Source organism: Lacinutrix sp. (genome assembly GCF_029238095.1).
Taxonomy (GTDB): Bacteria; Bacteroidota; Bacteroidia; order Flavobacteriales; family Flavobacteriaceae; genus Lacinutrix.
The window spans coordinates 75,658-90,551 of record NZ_JAQWGS010000025.1; the positions used below are offsets into that span (position 1 = coordinate 75,658).

The 14,894-nt window shown below is 30.6% G+C and carries 12 protein-coding genes and 1 riboswitch; of the genes, 7 read left to right on the plus strand and 5 right to left on the minus strand.

The genetic code is table 11. The features are described 5' to 3' along the window. Positions 1-16 precede the first annotated feature (16 nt). Genes P8H50_RS07555 through P8H50_RS07565 form a run of 3 tightly spaced genes read left to right on the plus strand, consistent with a single transcriptional unit; the run spans position 17 to position 2,803 of the window. Positions 17-946 (plus strand): lytic transglycosylase domain-containing protein, encoded by a 930-nt coding sequence (locus P8H50_RS07555; RefSeq protein WP_300207542.1) that lies wholly within the window; start codon positions 17-19, stop codon positions 944-946. Beyond that, positions 947-2,404, plus strand: coding sequence for a cardiolipin synthase (gene cls, locus P8H50_RS07560; RefSeq protein ID WP_300207367.1), 1,458 nt, complete (start codon positions 947-949; stop codon positions 2,402-2,404). A gap of 12 nt (positions 2,405-2,416) precedes the next feature. After that, on the plus strand, positions 2,417-2,803 hold the full coding sequence (locus P8H50_RS07565) for a sulfite exporter TauE/SafE family protein (protein ID WP_300207370.1): 387 nt from the start codon (positions 2,417-2,419) through the stop codon (positions 2,801-2,803). A 93-nt stretch (positions 2,804-2,896) separates the two neighbouring features. Here P8H50_RS07565 and P8H50_RS07570 read toward each other — a convergent pair whose 3' ends face one another. Further along, complete coding sequence (locus P8H50_RS07570; RefSeq protein ID WP_300207372.1) at positions 2,897-3,478, minus strand: DUF2892 domain-containing protein; 582 nt, start codon at positions 3,476-3,478, stop codon at positions 2,897-2,899. Between the two features lie 260 nt (positions 3,479-3,738). On the opposite strand from P8H50_RS07570, the gene rpmH reads away from it, so the two are divergent. The 3 genes from rpmH to P8H50_RS07585 all read left to right on the plus strand — a co-directional run bounded on the left by rpmH (position 3,739) and on the right by P8H50_RS07585 (position 7,922). Next, positions 3,739-3,900, plus strand: a complete 162-nt coding sequence (gene rpmH, locus P8H50_RS07575; protein WP_028281753.1) for a 50S ribosomal protein L34 — start codon at positions 3,739-3,741, stop codon at positions 3,898-3,900. A gap of 102 nt (positions 3,901-4,002) precedes the next feature. Beyond that, positions 4,003-6,855 (plus strand): carbamoyl-phosphate synthase large subunit, encoded by a 2,853-nt coding sequence (carB, locus tag P8H50_RS07580; protein WP_300207375.1) that lies wholly within the window; start codon positions 4,003-4,005, stop codon positions 6,853-6,855. A 44-nt stretch (positions 6,856-6,899) separates the two neighbouring features. Next, a complete protein-coding gene (locus tag P8H50_RS07585; protein WP_300207378.1) occupies positions 6,900-7,922 on the plus strand; it encodes a carbamoyltransferase N-terminal domain-containing protein in 1,023 nt (340 codons plus the stop codon). 77 nt (positions 7,923-7,999) lie between these two features. On the opposite strand, the gene rmuC is transcribed toward P8H50_RS07585, so the two are convergent. From rmuC to P8H50_RS07605, 4 genes are all read right to left on the minus strand, one after another. After that, positions 8,000-9,385, minus strand: a complete 1,386-nt coding sequence (gene rmuC / locus P8H50_RS07590; RefSeq protein ID WP_300207381.1) for a DNA recombination protein RmuC — start codon at positions 9,383-9,385, stop codon at positions 8,000-8,002. Between the two features lie 74 nt (positions 9,386-9,459). Beyond that, positions 9,460-10,254: an ABC transporter ATP-binding protein gene (locus P8H50_RS07595; RefSeq protein ID WP_300207384.1), complete on the minus strand. Its 795-nt coding sequence runs from the start codon at positions 10,252-10,254 to the stop codon at positions 9,460-9,462. Then, positions 10,255-11,280: an iron ABC transporter permease gene (locus tag P8H50_RS07600; RefSeq protein ID WP_300207386.1), complete on the minus strand. Its 1,026-nt coding sequence runs from the start codon at positions 11,278-11,280 to the stop codon at positions 10,255-10,257. A gap of 18 nt (positions 11,281-11,298) precedes the next feature. Beyond that, complete coding sequence (locus tag P8H50_RS07605; protein ID WP_300207388.1) at positions 11,299-12,462, minus strand: ABC transporter substrate-binding protein; 1,164 nt, start codon at positions 12,460-12,462, stop codon at positions 11,299-11,301. 192 nt (positions 12,463-12,654) lie between these two features. Next, positions 12,655-12,877, plus strand: a riboswitch (cobalamin riboswitch). A gap of 66 nt (positions 12,878-12,943) precedes the next feature. On the opposite strand from P8H50_RS07605, the gene P8H50_RS07610 reads away from it, so the two are divergent. Further along, on the plus strand, positions 12,944-14,869 hold the full coding sequence (locus P8H50_RS07610; protein ID WP_300207390.1) for a TonB-dependent receptor plug domain-containing protein: 1,926 nt from the start codon (positions 12,944-12,946) through the stop codon (positions 14,867-14,869). Positions 14,870-14,894: the final 25 nt, after the last annotated feature.

The window sequence follows — 14,894 nt, forward strand, 5'->3', positions numbered from 1 at the left end:
AAAAAACGAAACGATGATGAAAATTGTACAAAAAGTATTGGCTGGAATTGGTTTTTTATGTTTAGCAGCATTATTTATAAATGCCTTTCAAGATGCACCAACAGATGAGAATTTAGAAAAGAAAATTATAAACGATTACAATATATATGCATTAAAAGTTCCAGATTATTTAGAATTTGCTGGTGAGCCTGTGCCATTAGCTAATCCAGATATATTAGAACGTATGGATAAAGAATTACTAGTAAACACTTATTGGCAGTCTAATGGTTTGTTAATGTTTAAACGTGCACAAAAGTATTTTCCGGTAATCGAACCTATTTTAGCTAAAAATGGGATACCAGACGATTTTAAATATTTAGCTGTAATAGAAAGTGGACTTACAAATGCAAGGTCTCCTGCTGGAGCAAGTGGTTTTTGGCAAATTATGAAAGCTACAGGAAGAGAAAATGGATTGGAGGTTAACGATAATGTAGATGAACGTTATCATTTAGAGATGGCTACAAAAGTAGCATGCGATTATTTAAAAAAATCTAAAGAGCGTTTGGGATCTTGGACTAATGCTGCTGCTGCATACAATGCAGGGAACTATGGAATTTCTAAACGATTAGACGAGCAAAAGGTCGAGAATTACTACGATTTGCTTTTGGGCGAAGAAACAGGTCGTTATGTCTTTAGAATTATTGCTTTAAAAGAGATTTTATCACATCCTAAAAAATATGGCTTTAACTTTAGAAACAAAGATTTATACACTGCAGTAACAACTTATAAAGTTGGTGTAGATACAGTGGTAACAGATTTTGCTTCTTTTGCTAAAGGATTTGGAATTAATTATAAGATTCTTAAAATCCATAATCCATGGCTTAGAGAGAATAAGTTAAACAACGCTTCAAGAAAGCAATATTACATAGAGATACCAGAGAAAGGACATTATTCTACGACACCTTAAATGATTGAATTTCTTAAAGAAAATTGGCTTGTAATAATAATAGTTTTAAATTATTTACTAACTATTTCGGCAGTAATTACAATCTTTTACAGAAACTTAAATCCTACAAAAACACTAACATATATTATTGTGCTAGTGTTTTTTCCATTTTTAGGACTTTTGATTTATTATTTATTTGGTCAAGAATACAGGAAAACTAAAATATTTAACAGAAAGAATATTCTTAATAAGCAAATTATTAAAGAACTTAATAGTCAGTTAAATCTCGATAACAAAGCACTAGAAGATCTTGAAGATCATTTTTTAAATGAAAAAATAAGATTAGTAAAGCTGATTCAAAACAATGACAAAACGCCTTTAACACTTTACAATAAGGTAAAGATTCTTAAAAATGGAGAGAATAAGTTTAAAAAACTTTTTGAAGATATTAATGCAGCCAAACACCATATTCATTTAGAATATTACATATTAAAAGACGATACAATAGGCACTGAGCTTTTAAATTTACTTTGTAAAAAAGCTAAATTAGGAATTGAAGTAAGACTAAGTGTTGATGATGTTGGCGCAAGTATTTCAGGAGATATGAAGCAAAAAATTATTGATAGCGGAATTGAATTTTACGCGTTCATGCCTGTTTTATATCCTAAGTTTACCAGTAGAATGAATTATAGAAATCATAGAAAAATAGTTGTTATAGATGGAAACATAGGATATCTTGGAGGTATTAATATTGCAGACGACTATGTTAATGCTCCTGACAAAAATAAATACTGGAGAGACACACATATTCGTATAGAAGGAGAAGCTGTTATAACTTTACAGATTCAATTTCTAATAAATTGGGAATTTGTTTCAAATTCAAAAATAAATATTATTGCAAATTACTTTCCAAAAAAGCCTTGTAAAGCTAAATTAGCAATACAAATTGCCGCAAGTGGACCAGATACAGATTGGCCAAATATTTTGGATGCCCTTTTTTCTGCGATTACATCTGCAAAAAAATATATTTATATTACAACACCCTATTTTATTCCTAATGATGAAATTATTATGGCTTTACAAATAGCATCACGAAGTGGAGTAGATGTTAGGTTACTAATCCCGAATGAGAGTGACTCTTGGACTGCTAAGTATGCAACAAATTCTTACTTACAGCGTCTTTTTGATGCTGATATTAAAATATATCGTTATACTAAAGGATTTTTACACGCAAAAACACTAGTTGTAGATGGCATAATTTCTACAATTGGAACTTCTAATATGGATTACCGAAGTTTTAGTATTAATTTTGAAATTAATGCATTCTTTTACGATAAGAAAACAAGTGAAAATTTAAAAGATATCTTCATAGAAGATTTAAAAAATTCAATTGAAATGTCTCTTGAAATTTGGAAAAATAGATCTAACCTTGAAAAGTTAAAAGAAGCTTATTGTAAACTTTGGGCGCCTTTACTTTAGATAACTAGATAAATGAAAACAAAAATGGATTTACAAATACTACTTATTCTAATAATTGTTGGATTACTAGCAGGATTGTTTAGTGGTATGTTTGGTGTGGGAGGTGGTGTAATAATGGTGCCTTTATTGGTTTTTGCTTTAGGTTACACGCAGCATCAAGCACAAGGTACAAGTTTAGCTGTACTTGTAGTCCCTGTTACTTTTTTGGCTGCATATACATACCATAAAACAGGAACACAACCACTTAATTTTAAATATGCATTAATTATTGCGGTTTGCTTTGTTTTAGGAGGCTATTTTGGGACTAAAATAGCAATTTCAATAAACGAAACACTTTTAAAAAAAATGTTCAGTGTACTTTTAGTTCTTGTGGCTGTAAAAATGTTTTTTAGTAAATAGCCCAAACAAAATTTTAAAACTTCAATTCAATAATAAAACCAACAAAAAAGCCCACTTATGTGAGCTTTTTTGTTGGTTGTGTAGTTTTTATTGTTATCTAGAAGCTCTTCGTTGAGCTCTCATAGAGCCACCTTGTCCAAAATGTTGATTGGGAACACCTTGAGCACGCTTCATATTAGCTTTCATTTCTTTAATTTGCTCTTTTAACATGCCCTGTTTATCTAATTTTTGAGCTTCATTAATAAGTTTTGTTGCTTCTTGTTTTCTACGCTTAGAAAAAGCAATTCCAGCTAAGTTTAATTTAGTCATAGCCATGTCTTGATCCATACTTAAACCAAGATTCACTGCTTTTTTAAAGTGCTTTTCGGCAAGATTCATATCTGTTTGAGATACCATAATGCCTTGCAAGTAATTATAGTAACCTTGTTGTTTTGTTACTAAAGCTGCTTCAGGATTTTTAATTTTATTTAACCATTTTTGGGCACCTGGAAAATCTTGTTTACGTAATTTTAAGAATGCAAGTAGTATAAGCTCATTTTTAAAATATAAGAATACAAAAATTAGAGCTAAGAAAATAAGCGCGATTCCATTTCCTATACCACCTTCTGTAAACTGCCATACAGCAGTAGCTATAATTAAACCTGCAATTATTAATTTAAATACTTTATTATACATTGTAATTTGTTTAATTGTAATTTTAGAGTACAAAGAAACTCATTTTTTCTGAAATAGCAATCTATAAAAATTGTATTTATGGACAGTATACTCCATAATACATAGTAAATAACATTAAATTTTAGGTTTAAAATAAACTTAATAAAATATTTTAAAATAAGGTTTGTGAAATAAAAAAGTCGTTGTATATTTGCGCTCGGTTTTAGAGGAAAGCTAAAACAAATAAAATATTTACAATCCAGATTTAAAAATATAAGACAATGCCAAAAAGAACGTTTCAGCCATCAAAAAGAAAGAGAAGAAATAAACATGGTTTTAGAGAAAGAATGGCTTCTGCTAATGGTAGAAAGGTATTAGCTCGTAGAAGAGCAAAAGGAAGAAAGAAAATATCTGTTTCATCTGAAACTAGACATAAAAAATAATGATTAACAATTGTTAATATTTTAAAGGCGTTACTTAGGTGTAACGCCTTTTTTTATATCCATTGATTGCCTATTTTTGAAATCGTTAAAAAAACTAGAAAAATGCCAAAAAATCCTAAATTAAAATCTATTCTAATTATTGGTTCAGGTCCAATTATTATTGGTCAAGCTTGTGAGTTTGATTACTCTGGTACACAAGCTCTAAGATCTTTAAGAGAAGATGGAATTGAAACTATTTTAATCAACTCTAATCCAGCAACAATTATGACTGATCCAAGTATGGCAGATCATGTTTACTTGTTGCCTTTAACCACAAAGTCTATTATAAAAATATTAAAAGAGCATCCTCAAATTGATGCTGTTTTACCAACAATGGGTGGACAAACAGCCTTAAATCTTTGTATAGAAACAGACGAAAAAGGAATTTGGGATGACTTTGGTGTAGAAATTATAGGTGTAAATATAGATGCCATTAATATTACTGAAGATAGAGAACAGTTTAGAGAATTAATGCTTAAAATTGGTGTGCCAATGGCACCTCAAGCTACAGCTAATTCTTATTTAAAAGGCAAAGAAATTGCACAAGAATTTGGTTTTCAATTAATTATTAGAGCATCCTTTACTTTAGGTGGAGCAGGAGCTTCTTTTGTTTATAAAGAAGAAGATTTTGATGAGTTATTAACACGTGGATTAGAAATTTCGCCTATCCATGAAGTCATGATCGATAAAGCCTTAATTGGTTGGAAAGAATATGAATTAGAATTACTTAGAGACTCCAATGGTAACGTAGTTATTATATGTTCAATAGAAAATATGGATCCTATTGGAATTCATACTGGAGATTCAATTACTGTTGCTCCAGAAATGACATTAAGTGATAAAACGTACCAAAAAATGCGTGATATGGCAATTCACATGATGCGTAATATTGGCGATTTTGCTGGTGGGTGTAATGTGCAATTTGCTATAAGTCCAGATAAAAACGAAGACATAATTGCTATAGAAATTAATCCAAGAGTATCGCGTTCTTCAGCATTAGCAAGTAAAGCAACAGGTTATCCTATTGCTAAAATTGCTGCAAAATTAGCTTTAGGTTATCATTTAGACGAGTTGCAAAACCAGATTACAAAATCTACTTCAGCATTATTCGAACCTACTTTAGATTACGTTATTGTAAAAATTCCGCGTTGGAATTTCGACAAATTTGAAGGAAGCGATAGACGTTTAGGTTTACAAATGAAATCTGTTGGTGAAGTCATGGGCATTGGTAGAAGTTTCCAAGAAGCGCTTCATAAAGCAACACAATCTTTAGAAATTAAGCGTAATGGATTAGGAGCTGATGGGAAAGGCTATAAAGATTACGACCAAATAATACAGAAATTAACTTACGCAAGTTGGGATCGTGTTTTTGCTATTTACGATGCCATACAAATGGGAATACCACTAAGTCGTATTCATGAAATCACAAAAATAGATATGTGGTTTTTAAAGCAATATGAAGAATTATATTTCATAGAAAAAGAGATTTCTACATTTACAATAGATACTATTCAAAAAGATTTATTGCTGGAAGCTAAACAAAAAGGCTATGGTGACAGACAAATAGCACATATGTTAGGTTGTTTAGAGAGTCAAGTTTATAATAAAAGAGAAGAACTAGGTATTAACAGAGTCTATAAGTTAGTAGATACTTGTGCTGCAGAGTTTAAAGCAAAAACACCATATTATTATTCAACTTTTGAAAGCGATGTTGAAACTGCAGATGGTAAACGTTTTGCAGATAATGAAAGTATTGTTACAGATAGAAAAAAAGTCATTGTTTTAGGTTCTGGTCCAAATAGAATAGGTCAAGGAATTGAGTTCGATTACTGCTGTGTACATGGTATTCTAGCAGCTGCAGAATGTGGTTACGAAACCATCATGATTAACTGTAATCCTGAAACCGTTTCAACCGATTTTGATACCGCAGATAAGCTATATTTCGAACCTGTTTTTTGGGAACATATTTATGATATTATTAGACATGAAAAACCCGAAGGTGTTATTGTACAATTAGGTGGACAAACTGCTTTAAAGCTTGCAGAAAAATTATCTAAATATGGCATTAAGATTTTAGGAACAAGTTTCGAATCTTTAGATCTAGCCGAAGATAGAGGGTTGTTTTCTAATTTGTTAAAAGAAAATAATATTCCATATCCACAGTTTGATATCGCTACAACAGCAGATGAAGCAGCAGCAATTGCAGATGTTTTAGATTTTCCAATTTTAGTTAGACCATCTTATGTACTTGGAGGACAAGGCATGAAAATAGTAATTAATAAGCAAGAACTAGAGGAACATGTAGTAGACTTATTAAGACGTATGCCTGGAAATCAATTATTGTTAGATCATTATTTAGATGGCGCAATAGAAGCAGAGGCAGATGCTATTTGCGATGGCGAAAATGTTCAAATAATAGGTATTATGGAACATATTGAACCTTGTGGAATTCACTCTGGAGATAGTAACGCCTTGCTTCCACCTTTTAATTTGGGTAATTTAGTGATGCAACAAATAAAAGACCATACTAAAAAAATAGCTTTGGCTTTAAATACTGTTGGATTAATAAATATTCAATTCGCTATAAAGGATGACATGGTTTACATTATAGAAGCCAATCCAAGAGCATCAAGAACGGTTCCATTTATTGCAAAAGCTTATGGACAACCTTATGTAAACTATGCTACAAAAGTTATGTTAGGTGAAAAGAAAGTAACCGATTTTAATTTTAATCCACAATTAAAAGGATACGCTATTAAACAACCTGTATTTTCTTTCGATAAATTCCATAATGTCAATAAGAAATTAGGACCAGAAATGAAGAGTACTGGAGAAAGTATCTTATTTATAGATGATTTAAAAGATGATGAGTTTTATAACTTATATTCGCGTAGAAAAATGTATTTAAGTAAATAGTAACATTTACAGTTTTAATTTTTTTCTTTTTAAACAATCACTAAGTGAGTTATATTATAGGTATTTCAGCGTTTTATCATGACTCAGCAGCATGTTTAATTTACGAAGGTAAAATTATTGCAGCAGTACAAGAAGAACGTTTTACCAGAATAAAGCATGATTCAGCATTTCCTATAGAAGCCATTAACTTTTGTTTACAAAAAGCAGAAATAGATATCGCATCTGTAGATTTAGTTGTTTTCTACGAGAAGCCTTTTATAAAGTTCGATCGTATTATTAACACATTACAAAACCAAGCACCATTTACTTTTAATTTATTTAGAAAGACACTCATGTCTTGGTTAAAAAGTAAACTTTGGGTGTCAAGTACCATCGCTAAAGAATTAAATTATAAAGGCGAAATTATTTATACCGAACATCATGAAGCTCATGCTGCAGGAAGTTTTTTTACCTCTCCTTATAAAGAGGCAGTAATTGTAACTATAGATGGAGTAGGAGAAAAAGCATGTACTACAATTTCTGTTGGAAAAAACAATACAATAGAGATTATTAAAGAGCAACATTATCCACATTCCGTAGGGTTGTTATATTCTGCATTTACACAATATTGTGGTTTTATGGTAAATTCAGGTGAATACAAACTCATGGGTTTAGCACCTTATGGAAAGCCAATTTATAAACAACAGATTTTAGACCATATTGTTAGTTATGATAACACAGGACTAATAGAATTAAATTTAGATTGTTTCGCTTTCGAAAAAGGAAAATCTACAATAAACTCTAAATTTTGTAATGTTTTTGGAAAACCACAAAGGCAATTAGAAGATAAAATGGATGATTTTTATTGCGACATAGCTTGCTCAATTCAAGCAGTTATAGAAGATATTATTATTACAATATTAGCTTACGCAAAAGAACTTACTGGTTTAGATAATTTATGCCTTTCTGGAGGTGTTGCATTAAACTGTAAAGCCAATGGAGAACTTTTAGGCAATTCTTTATTTAAAAACATTTGGGTACAACCAGGTTCTGGAGATTCTGGTTGCGCTAAGATACATAATAAATAAAAGCAAAATAACCAGCTATTAGCATTACAATTACAATACCTGTTTTAAAAAGAAATTTCATAGTCGTTTTTTAGTAATTAAAAGTCTTCGTTGGCGCGCTTAATAATTTTTTCTGGTAAAGCTTTTTTTGCTTTCGCTCCTAATTTTTTTATTTTTTCAACGCTTGTAATTAAGTTTCCTTTGCCATCTACTAATTTGTTCATAGCAGCAGAATAATCTTTTTTGGCGTCATCAATTTTCTTACCAACACCAGTTAAATCTGTTACAAGACCATGAAATTTATCGTATAAGGCACCAGCTTGACGTGCAATTTCTATGGCATTTTGTTGTTGTTTTTCGTTATTCCACATGCTATCTACAGTGCGTAAAGTAGCTAGAAGTGTAGCAGGTGTTACAATTACAATATTCTTTTCGAAAGCTTTGTTGTAAATCGAATTATCAGCATTAATAGCAACAGCAAATGCTGGTTCTATAGGTATAAAAAGCAAAACAAAATCTGGACTTTCTATATCGTATAAATCTTCATATTTTTTATCAGAGAGCTGGTCTACGTGTCTTCTTATAGAATTAATATGTGCTTTTAAATAGGTTTCACGGTCTTCATCATATGCATTTACATAACGTTCGTAATCTGTTAAAGAGACTTTACTATCAATCATCATTTTTTTGTTGTCTGGTAAGTGTAATACAATATCTGGTAATACTCTTGTGCCATCTTCTCTGGTAAAACTTTGTTGTACAAAATATTCTCTATCTTTTTCTAAACCAGATTTTTCAAGTACACGTTCAAGTACTAATTCACCCCAATTTCCTTGCATTTTACTATCGCCTTTTAAGGCTCGTGTGAGGTTAGTGGCTTCTTTTGTCATTTGTTGGTTTAAATCTTTTAGACCTAGCAATTGTTCTTTTAAAGCCGAGTGCATCGAGATACTTTCTTTTTGTGTAGAATCTACTTTCTCTTCAAACGTTTTAATTTTTTCTTGAAGCGGATTTAATATATTCTTAATGTTTTCTTTGTTCTGAAGTGTAAATTTTTCAGACTTAGCATCTAGGATTTTATTGGCTAAATTTTCGAAATCTGTGCGCAATTGCTTTTGGCGTTCTTCTAATTCTTCGTCTCTTTTTATATTAAGTTGTTGAAGGTTTTCGTATTCTGAATTTCTACGTGTTAATTCGGTATTTAAAAAATCTTTTTCACGACGAATAGCTTCACGCTCTGCTTCAATTTTTGAAATAACATCTCTTAACTCCGTTAGTTTAACATCGAAATTATGATTTTGTTTTTGGTTTTCGGATTCCGAGAATTGCTTAAAGTCGTTTAACTGTTGTTGTAAATTAGTGTTTCGTTCTTCAAGAGTACTTTTTTCGCTTTTGCTTTTTAATTTTGTAACGAGCATACCTAAGTAGGCTCCAATTATAGATGAAATTAAAATAGCAAGTATAAGAATTAGGTTATCGTTCATTTAAAACATTGAATTTTATCAAAGATAAATAAATTTGAGTGGAAGACTCACAAACTGAGACTGTAAACTGAATACTATTTTTTTACTCTAAAACTTCCTGTTTTGTCATCAAAAGCAATTAAATCTTTTGGAAATAAAGTGTTAAATGTCCCTTTTTCTATAAGATTACAAGGCGCATCGCAAATCACTTCAGTATTTGTCATTACAATTATAGTATCGCATAATTGTATTGCTAAATCTATTTCATGAGAGGAGAAAAGTATCGTTTTACCAGTCTCTTTAGTTATTTTTTGAAGTAGTTTTAATATGTATGCTTTGTGATACATATCTAAATGAGTTGTGGGTTCATCTAGAATAATAAGGTCTGTATCTTGAGCTAAAGCTCTTGCAATCATTACTTTTTGTAGTTGTCCGTCGCTAAGTTCGAAGCATCTTTTAAATTTTAAAGACTCTATATTTGTTTGCGAAATGGCTTTGTTTATTATTTCTAAATCTTGATTCGATAGGTTTCCAACCCAATTAGTGTAAGGTTGTCTACCTAAAGCAATGAGCTCGAAAACAGATAAATTTTTAGAAGCAATCTGCTCTGTTAGTACCAAACTTTGCACTTTTGCTAAATCTTTGGCTGCATATTGATTTATTGGTTTGTTATGAATGCTTATTTCTCCATGTAAAATAGGTTGCACGTTTGTAATTGTGCGTAGTAATGTAGATTTACCAACACCATTTCCACCTACTAAACCTATTAATTCTCCTTTTTGTAAATTTAAATTAATATTTGAAGCCACAATAGTTGTAGTCTTTTTAGACTGGTAACCAATGAAAAGGTTTTTTGTTTTTAGGATGGTATGTTGGTTTTTGCTTTTCATTTAAAATACCATTTTACGTTTTCTAACTAATAACCAAACCACAACAGGAGCACCAATTAAACTAGTAATTGCATTAATAGGTAAAGTATAATCTGTATTTGGTAATTGAGCTATACTATCGCAAATAAGCATCACAATTGCACCAAATAAGAACACTGCTGGTAATAATAATCTATGGTTAGAGGTATTAAAAATCTGTCTGGTAATGTGCGGAATTGCCAAACCAATAAATGCAATTGGTCCTGCAAAGGCAGTTATAGTTCCTGCTAATAAACTAGTAGCTATAATTATAATAAGACGACTTTGTTTTAAATTTAAACCTAAACTTTTTGCATAGTTTTCGCCTAATAAAAGCGTGTTTAGTGCTTTTATAGATGCTATACTAAACAGAATACCAATAGTGTAAATAATAGCAAATATTTTAAGTTCTTTCCATTGTAAATCGCCTAAACTACCAAATCCCCAAAAAATGTATTGCTGTAATTCTTCGGCAGAACTAAAATAGGAGAGTACGCTTACAACTGCAGCTGTAATACTGCCAAACATAAGCCCAATAATTAAAATAGCCATAGTATCTCTTACTTTAGACGATACTATTAAAACCGTTAATAACACCAAAAAACTACCTAAGCTAGCAGCAATAACTAAACTCCATTTTGATACTAAAAGCGTTGCAAAAAAGCCACCAAAAACCGAAGAACCCATTATTAAAAGCGCGACACCTAAACTTGCGCCAGAAGTAATACCTAAAACAAAAGGACCTGCTAATGGATTACGAAAAAGCGTTTGCATTAATAATCCTGAAATTCCTAATCCAGAACCTACCAAAATGGCTGTTATTGCTTTTGGTAGCCTATAGTTTTGAATAATGTATTCTTGTCTAGTATAATCTTCTGCGTGAGCAAAAAAACTATGTAATATGGTTTTAAATGGTATTGAGATAGAGCCCAAACTTACATTCGCAAAAAAGAGTATAACAAGTATTATTATAAGTATTATAAAATTGTATTTATAGTTTTTGCTCATGTAATGTAAATCCGTATTCTATTTTAATTTTTTAAAGAAAAAAGTATTGTAGTCTGGTAGTAGTTCTGGATGGCAAATTTTAACAATGTCTTTTAAAACTAAATCTGGTCTTGCTGTACCTAATTCGTAATATAAAACACCACCAGTTTCTCCTGTGGTATTTGCAAACGTATAAATATTATCGTTTTTAAAAGCATTAAATTTAGAATAATGCGAACTGCCTTTTAATAGAGCGTCTTTGCTAGTATAGTAAGATGGACTCAACCAAAAATCTGCATTTTGTGCTTTATTAAATACAATTTCAAAGTTAAGTGGTATACTGCCTTTGTCCTTAGTGTGGCTCCATAAATAATTAGTGTTGCCATCTTTTAAAAGTTGGGCTTCTGTGCTTGTTCCATTTGGCAAATACCAAATATCTTTATACATCGCTCCACATAAAATAGTAGGTTTAGCATTAGCGTTTTGAGCTAATATTTTTGCTTCATTGTAATCTTGTTTAATGGTATTAAATATAGAATCGGCTTCTTTCTCCTTGTTATAAAGTGCGCCAAAAAACTTGATCCATTCTGCTTTTGCAAGTGCAGATTTTTCTATCCAATCGCCATTATAAATTACTGGAATACTAGCTTTTTTTATTGTTTCTAGAGACTTGCTTTTTCCATCTACACCAAAAGCAACAACTACATCTGGATTTAATTCCAAAAGCACTTCTGTATTTAGACCTTCATTTTTACCAAGTTCTCTAATGTTTTTATTATCTATTCTCGCTCTTGTTTTATTAGAAGAGACATAATCTGTTCCAGGAAACCCAACTAAAGTTTGTTCTACTCCTAAAAGTTCTAATGCAGGAATGTGTGTGGTAGAGGTTACAACTATTTTTTGAACTGGTGTAATAATAATACCATCATACGCATCATTATTAAATGTTGTTTTCGCAGCTTCTTCTTTAGAAATTAAAACATATTTAAAGGTTTGGTTGCTTTCAGGCCAAGGATTTTTTATTTCTAAAATACTGTGGTTATTATTTTTTGTTACTAAAAAACCTTCTGCATAATTGTTTTTAGTATTATCTCCTTCTTCAATATAAAAATCATCAGGTGTTAAGTTTTGAGTCGCTTCTTTACAATTCAGTAAAATTGAGAATGAAAATAAAAACAATAAAAAAGGTTTGTTTGGTAACATTAGTGACATTTAGGTAGGTGAAATTCTTGTAAATTTATATTAAAATCTAGACCATGAATAATAATTCAAATTTAATAATATATATAGTAGGAGGCATTATTTTACTTCATTTTTTAGTTGGTTTTATTTATTTATTCTACAAAATGAATAAGAAAAAGTAAATTTTGTTAGTCTGTAACTAAAAAACACTCTACTTTCGCGTCGAATTTTGGTTTGATTTCGCAAAAAAAAGCAAAATCGATTAAAAGGGAATCTAGTTAAAATCTAGAACTGTTCCCGCAACTGTAAGTTTTTACTGAAATTATTTTTAGTACTTCTATAGAAGGTGTTATTACTTCAAAACCACTGGCTTTGGCTGGGAAGGTATAATAACATATAACGAGTCAGGAGACCTGCCATTTTCAAAACAAATAAGTATAACTTTCGGGATAAAAGTTGCTGTATGGAAATCTATACGCTCTCGATTTAATTTAATTTAAACATGAACAATAAAACTGTTCTTGGCTTACTATATATGTTAGCCTCAAGCTTTGCGTTTTCGCAAACTCAGGAAAATGAAGCAAAATCTTTTGATTTAGATGAAGTAATTCTGTCTGACTCGCGCTTCGAACTAAAAAGAGAAAATTCTGGTAAAACTGTAATTAAAATTACAGCTCAAGAATTAGAACAAAAATCGGGACAAACGGTTGCCGAAATTATTAACACTAAGTCTGGTATTACAATTAATGGTCAATATGGTCAAGCAGGAAACACTTTAAGTACCTTTGTGCGTGGTGGCCAAAACCGACAAATATTAGTACTTATAGATGGAATTGCGGTTAATGATCCTTCGCAAATTGAAAACAATTTTGATTTAAACTTATTAAGCTTAGATCAAATAGAATCTATAGAGATTTTAAAAGGCGCATCGAGTACATTATATGGAAATAGGGCATCTACTGCAGTTATAAATATTCAACTAAAAAAAGGAGGTGAAGAAAAAATTAGTGCTAATTTCTCTTCTTTTTTAGGAACAAATAATACTCAAAATGATTCTGATTTTGATATTAATAACTTTACTAATGCAGTTGGAGTTCAAGGACGTATAGAGCAGTTTAACTATCAAGTTAATTTTAGTAATACATATACTGATGGTTTGTCTGCCATACGTTCAACTGATGGTCAGCCAGAAAACGAAAGTGATGTGTTTTCTAAATATTCAACAAATACAAAGCTTAGTTATACTTTTAACGATGATTTTGAGCTTACAGGATATGCAAATTATGATAATTATAGAACAGGTTTTGATGGTGGTTTTACTCTAGCAGATGAAAACAATACCTCTAATAACAAACAATACCGTTTTGGCGTAGCACCCAAATACAAGTATACTAAAGGTAGTGTTAATGTAAATGCAGCTATAAATACTGTAGAACGTGAATTCGAATCTGATTTCCCTGCTCAATTTTATGCGCAATCTTTAGTAGTAGATGCTTTTAATAAATATAAATTTAGTAAAAACCTTTATACTGTTTTAGGTATTAATTATATAAAATCTGACATGAATACTATAGACGATTTTACAACTATTTCTGAACAAACAGCAAACGATGAGAATCTAGATGTTTATGTAAATGCAACCTATTTATCAGATTTTGGATTGAATATTAATGGTGGTTTGCGTTTAAATAACCATAGCGAATATGGTAGTAACATGGTTTATAATTTAAACCCAAGTTATGTGTTTAAATTTAAAGACAATTCTATTAAACTAATGAGTTCTTATAGCACAGCTTACATAACACCATCTTTATATCAATTATTTGTACCAGGTTTTGGAAATGAAAATTTAGAGGCTCAAGAAGATAGAACATTAGAAGGTGGTTTTGAAGCTAAAGTGCTAAAGAATAAATTACGTTTTAGTGCACTTTATTTTAACAGATTACAAAAAAACGCAATTGATTTTATAATTTTAGACTTTACCACTTTTGAAAGCGAGTACCAAAATATTGATGATGAATTTACAGTAAAAGGAGTAGAAGTAGAACTAACATATAAGCCAATAGAAGCTTTAGAGTTTAATGCTAACTATACGTTTACAGAAAGTAAAGATGCTTTACTATTTCGTGTACCAAAACAAAAAGTAAATGCAAGTATAGGTTACCAAATGTGTAATACAACGTTTATGTCTCTAGATTTTCAATATACAGGAGACAGAAAAGCTGCTGCTTTCGAACCAGACTTTATTAACAGAAGAACTTTAGAATCTTTTAGCTTAATCAACTTTAATATTAACCACAAAGTATTAGATAACAAATTGCAGTTATTTGCTGGAGTTAGTAACCTTTTAGATGAAGATTATGAAGAAGTGTTTAGATTCTCTACTAGAGGAAGAAACTATCGTTTTGGATTTAAATTAAGTTTGTAATTTTTATAAAGTAATTAAACCATAA

Excerpts from the sequence above, each read along its gene's own strand:
- P8H50_RS07555 (WP_300207542.1), top strand. The coding sequence starts at position 17 with ATGAAAATTGTACAAAAAGTATTGGCTGGAATTGGTTTTTTATGTTTA.
- cls (WP_300207367.1), top strand. The coding sequence starts at position 947 with ATGATTGAATTTCTTAAAGAAAATTGGCTTGTAATAATAATAGTTTTA.
- P8H50_RS07565 (WP_300207370.1), top strand. The coding sequence starts at position 2,417 with ATGAAAACAAAAATGGATTTACAAATACTACTTATTCTAATAATTGTT.
- P8H50_RS07570 (WP_300207372.1), bottom strand. The coding sequence starts at position 3,478 with ATGTATAATAAAGTATTTAAATTAATAATTGCAGGTTTAATTATAGCT.
- rpmH (WP_028281753.1), top strand. The coding sequence starts at position 3,739 with ATGCCAAAAAGAACGTTTCAGCCATCAAAAAGAAAGAGAAGAAATAAA.
- carB (WP_300207375.1), top strand. The coding sequence starts at position 4,003 with ATGCCAAAAAATCCTAAATTAAAATCTATTCTAATTATTGGTTCAGGT.
- rmuC (WP_300207381.1), bottom strand. The coding sequence starts at position 9,385 with ATGAACGATAACCTAATTCTTATACTTGCTATTTTAATTTCATCTATA.
- P8H50_RS07595 (WP_300207384.1), bottom strand. The coding sequence starts at position 10,254 with ATGAAAAGCAAAAACCAACATACCATCCTAAAAACAAAAAACCTTTTC.
- P8H50_RS07600 (WP_300207386.1), bottom strand. The coding sequence starts at position 11,280 with ATGAGCAAAAACTATAAATACAATTTTATAATACTTATAATAATACTT.
- P8H50_RS07605 (WP_300207388.1), bottom strand. The coding sequence starts at position 12,462 with ATGTTACCAAACAAACCTTTTTTATTGTTTTTATTTTCATTCTCAATT.
- P8H50_RS07610 (WP_300207390.1), top strand. The coding sequence starts at position 12,944 with ATGAACAATAAAACTGTTCTTGGCTTACTATATATGTTAGCCTCAAGC.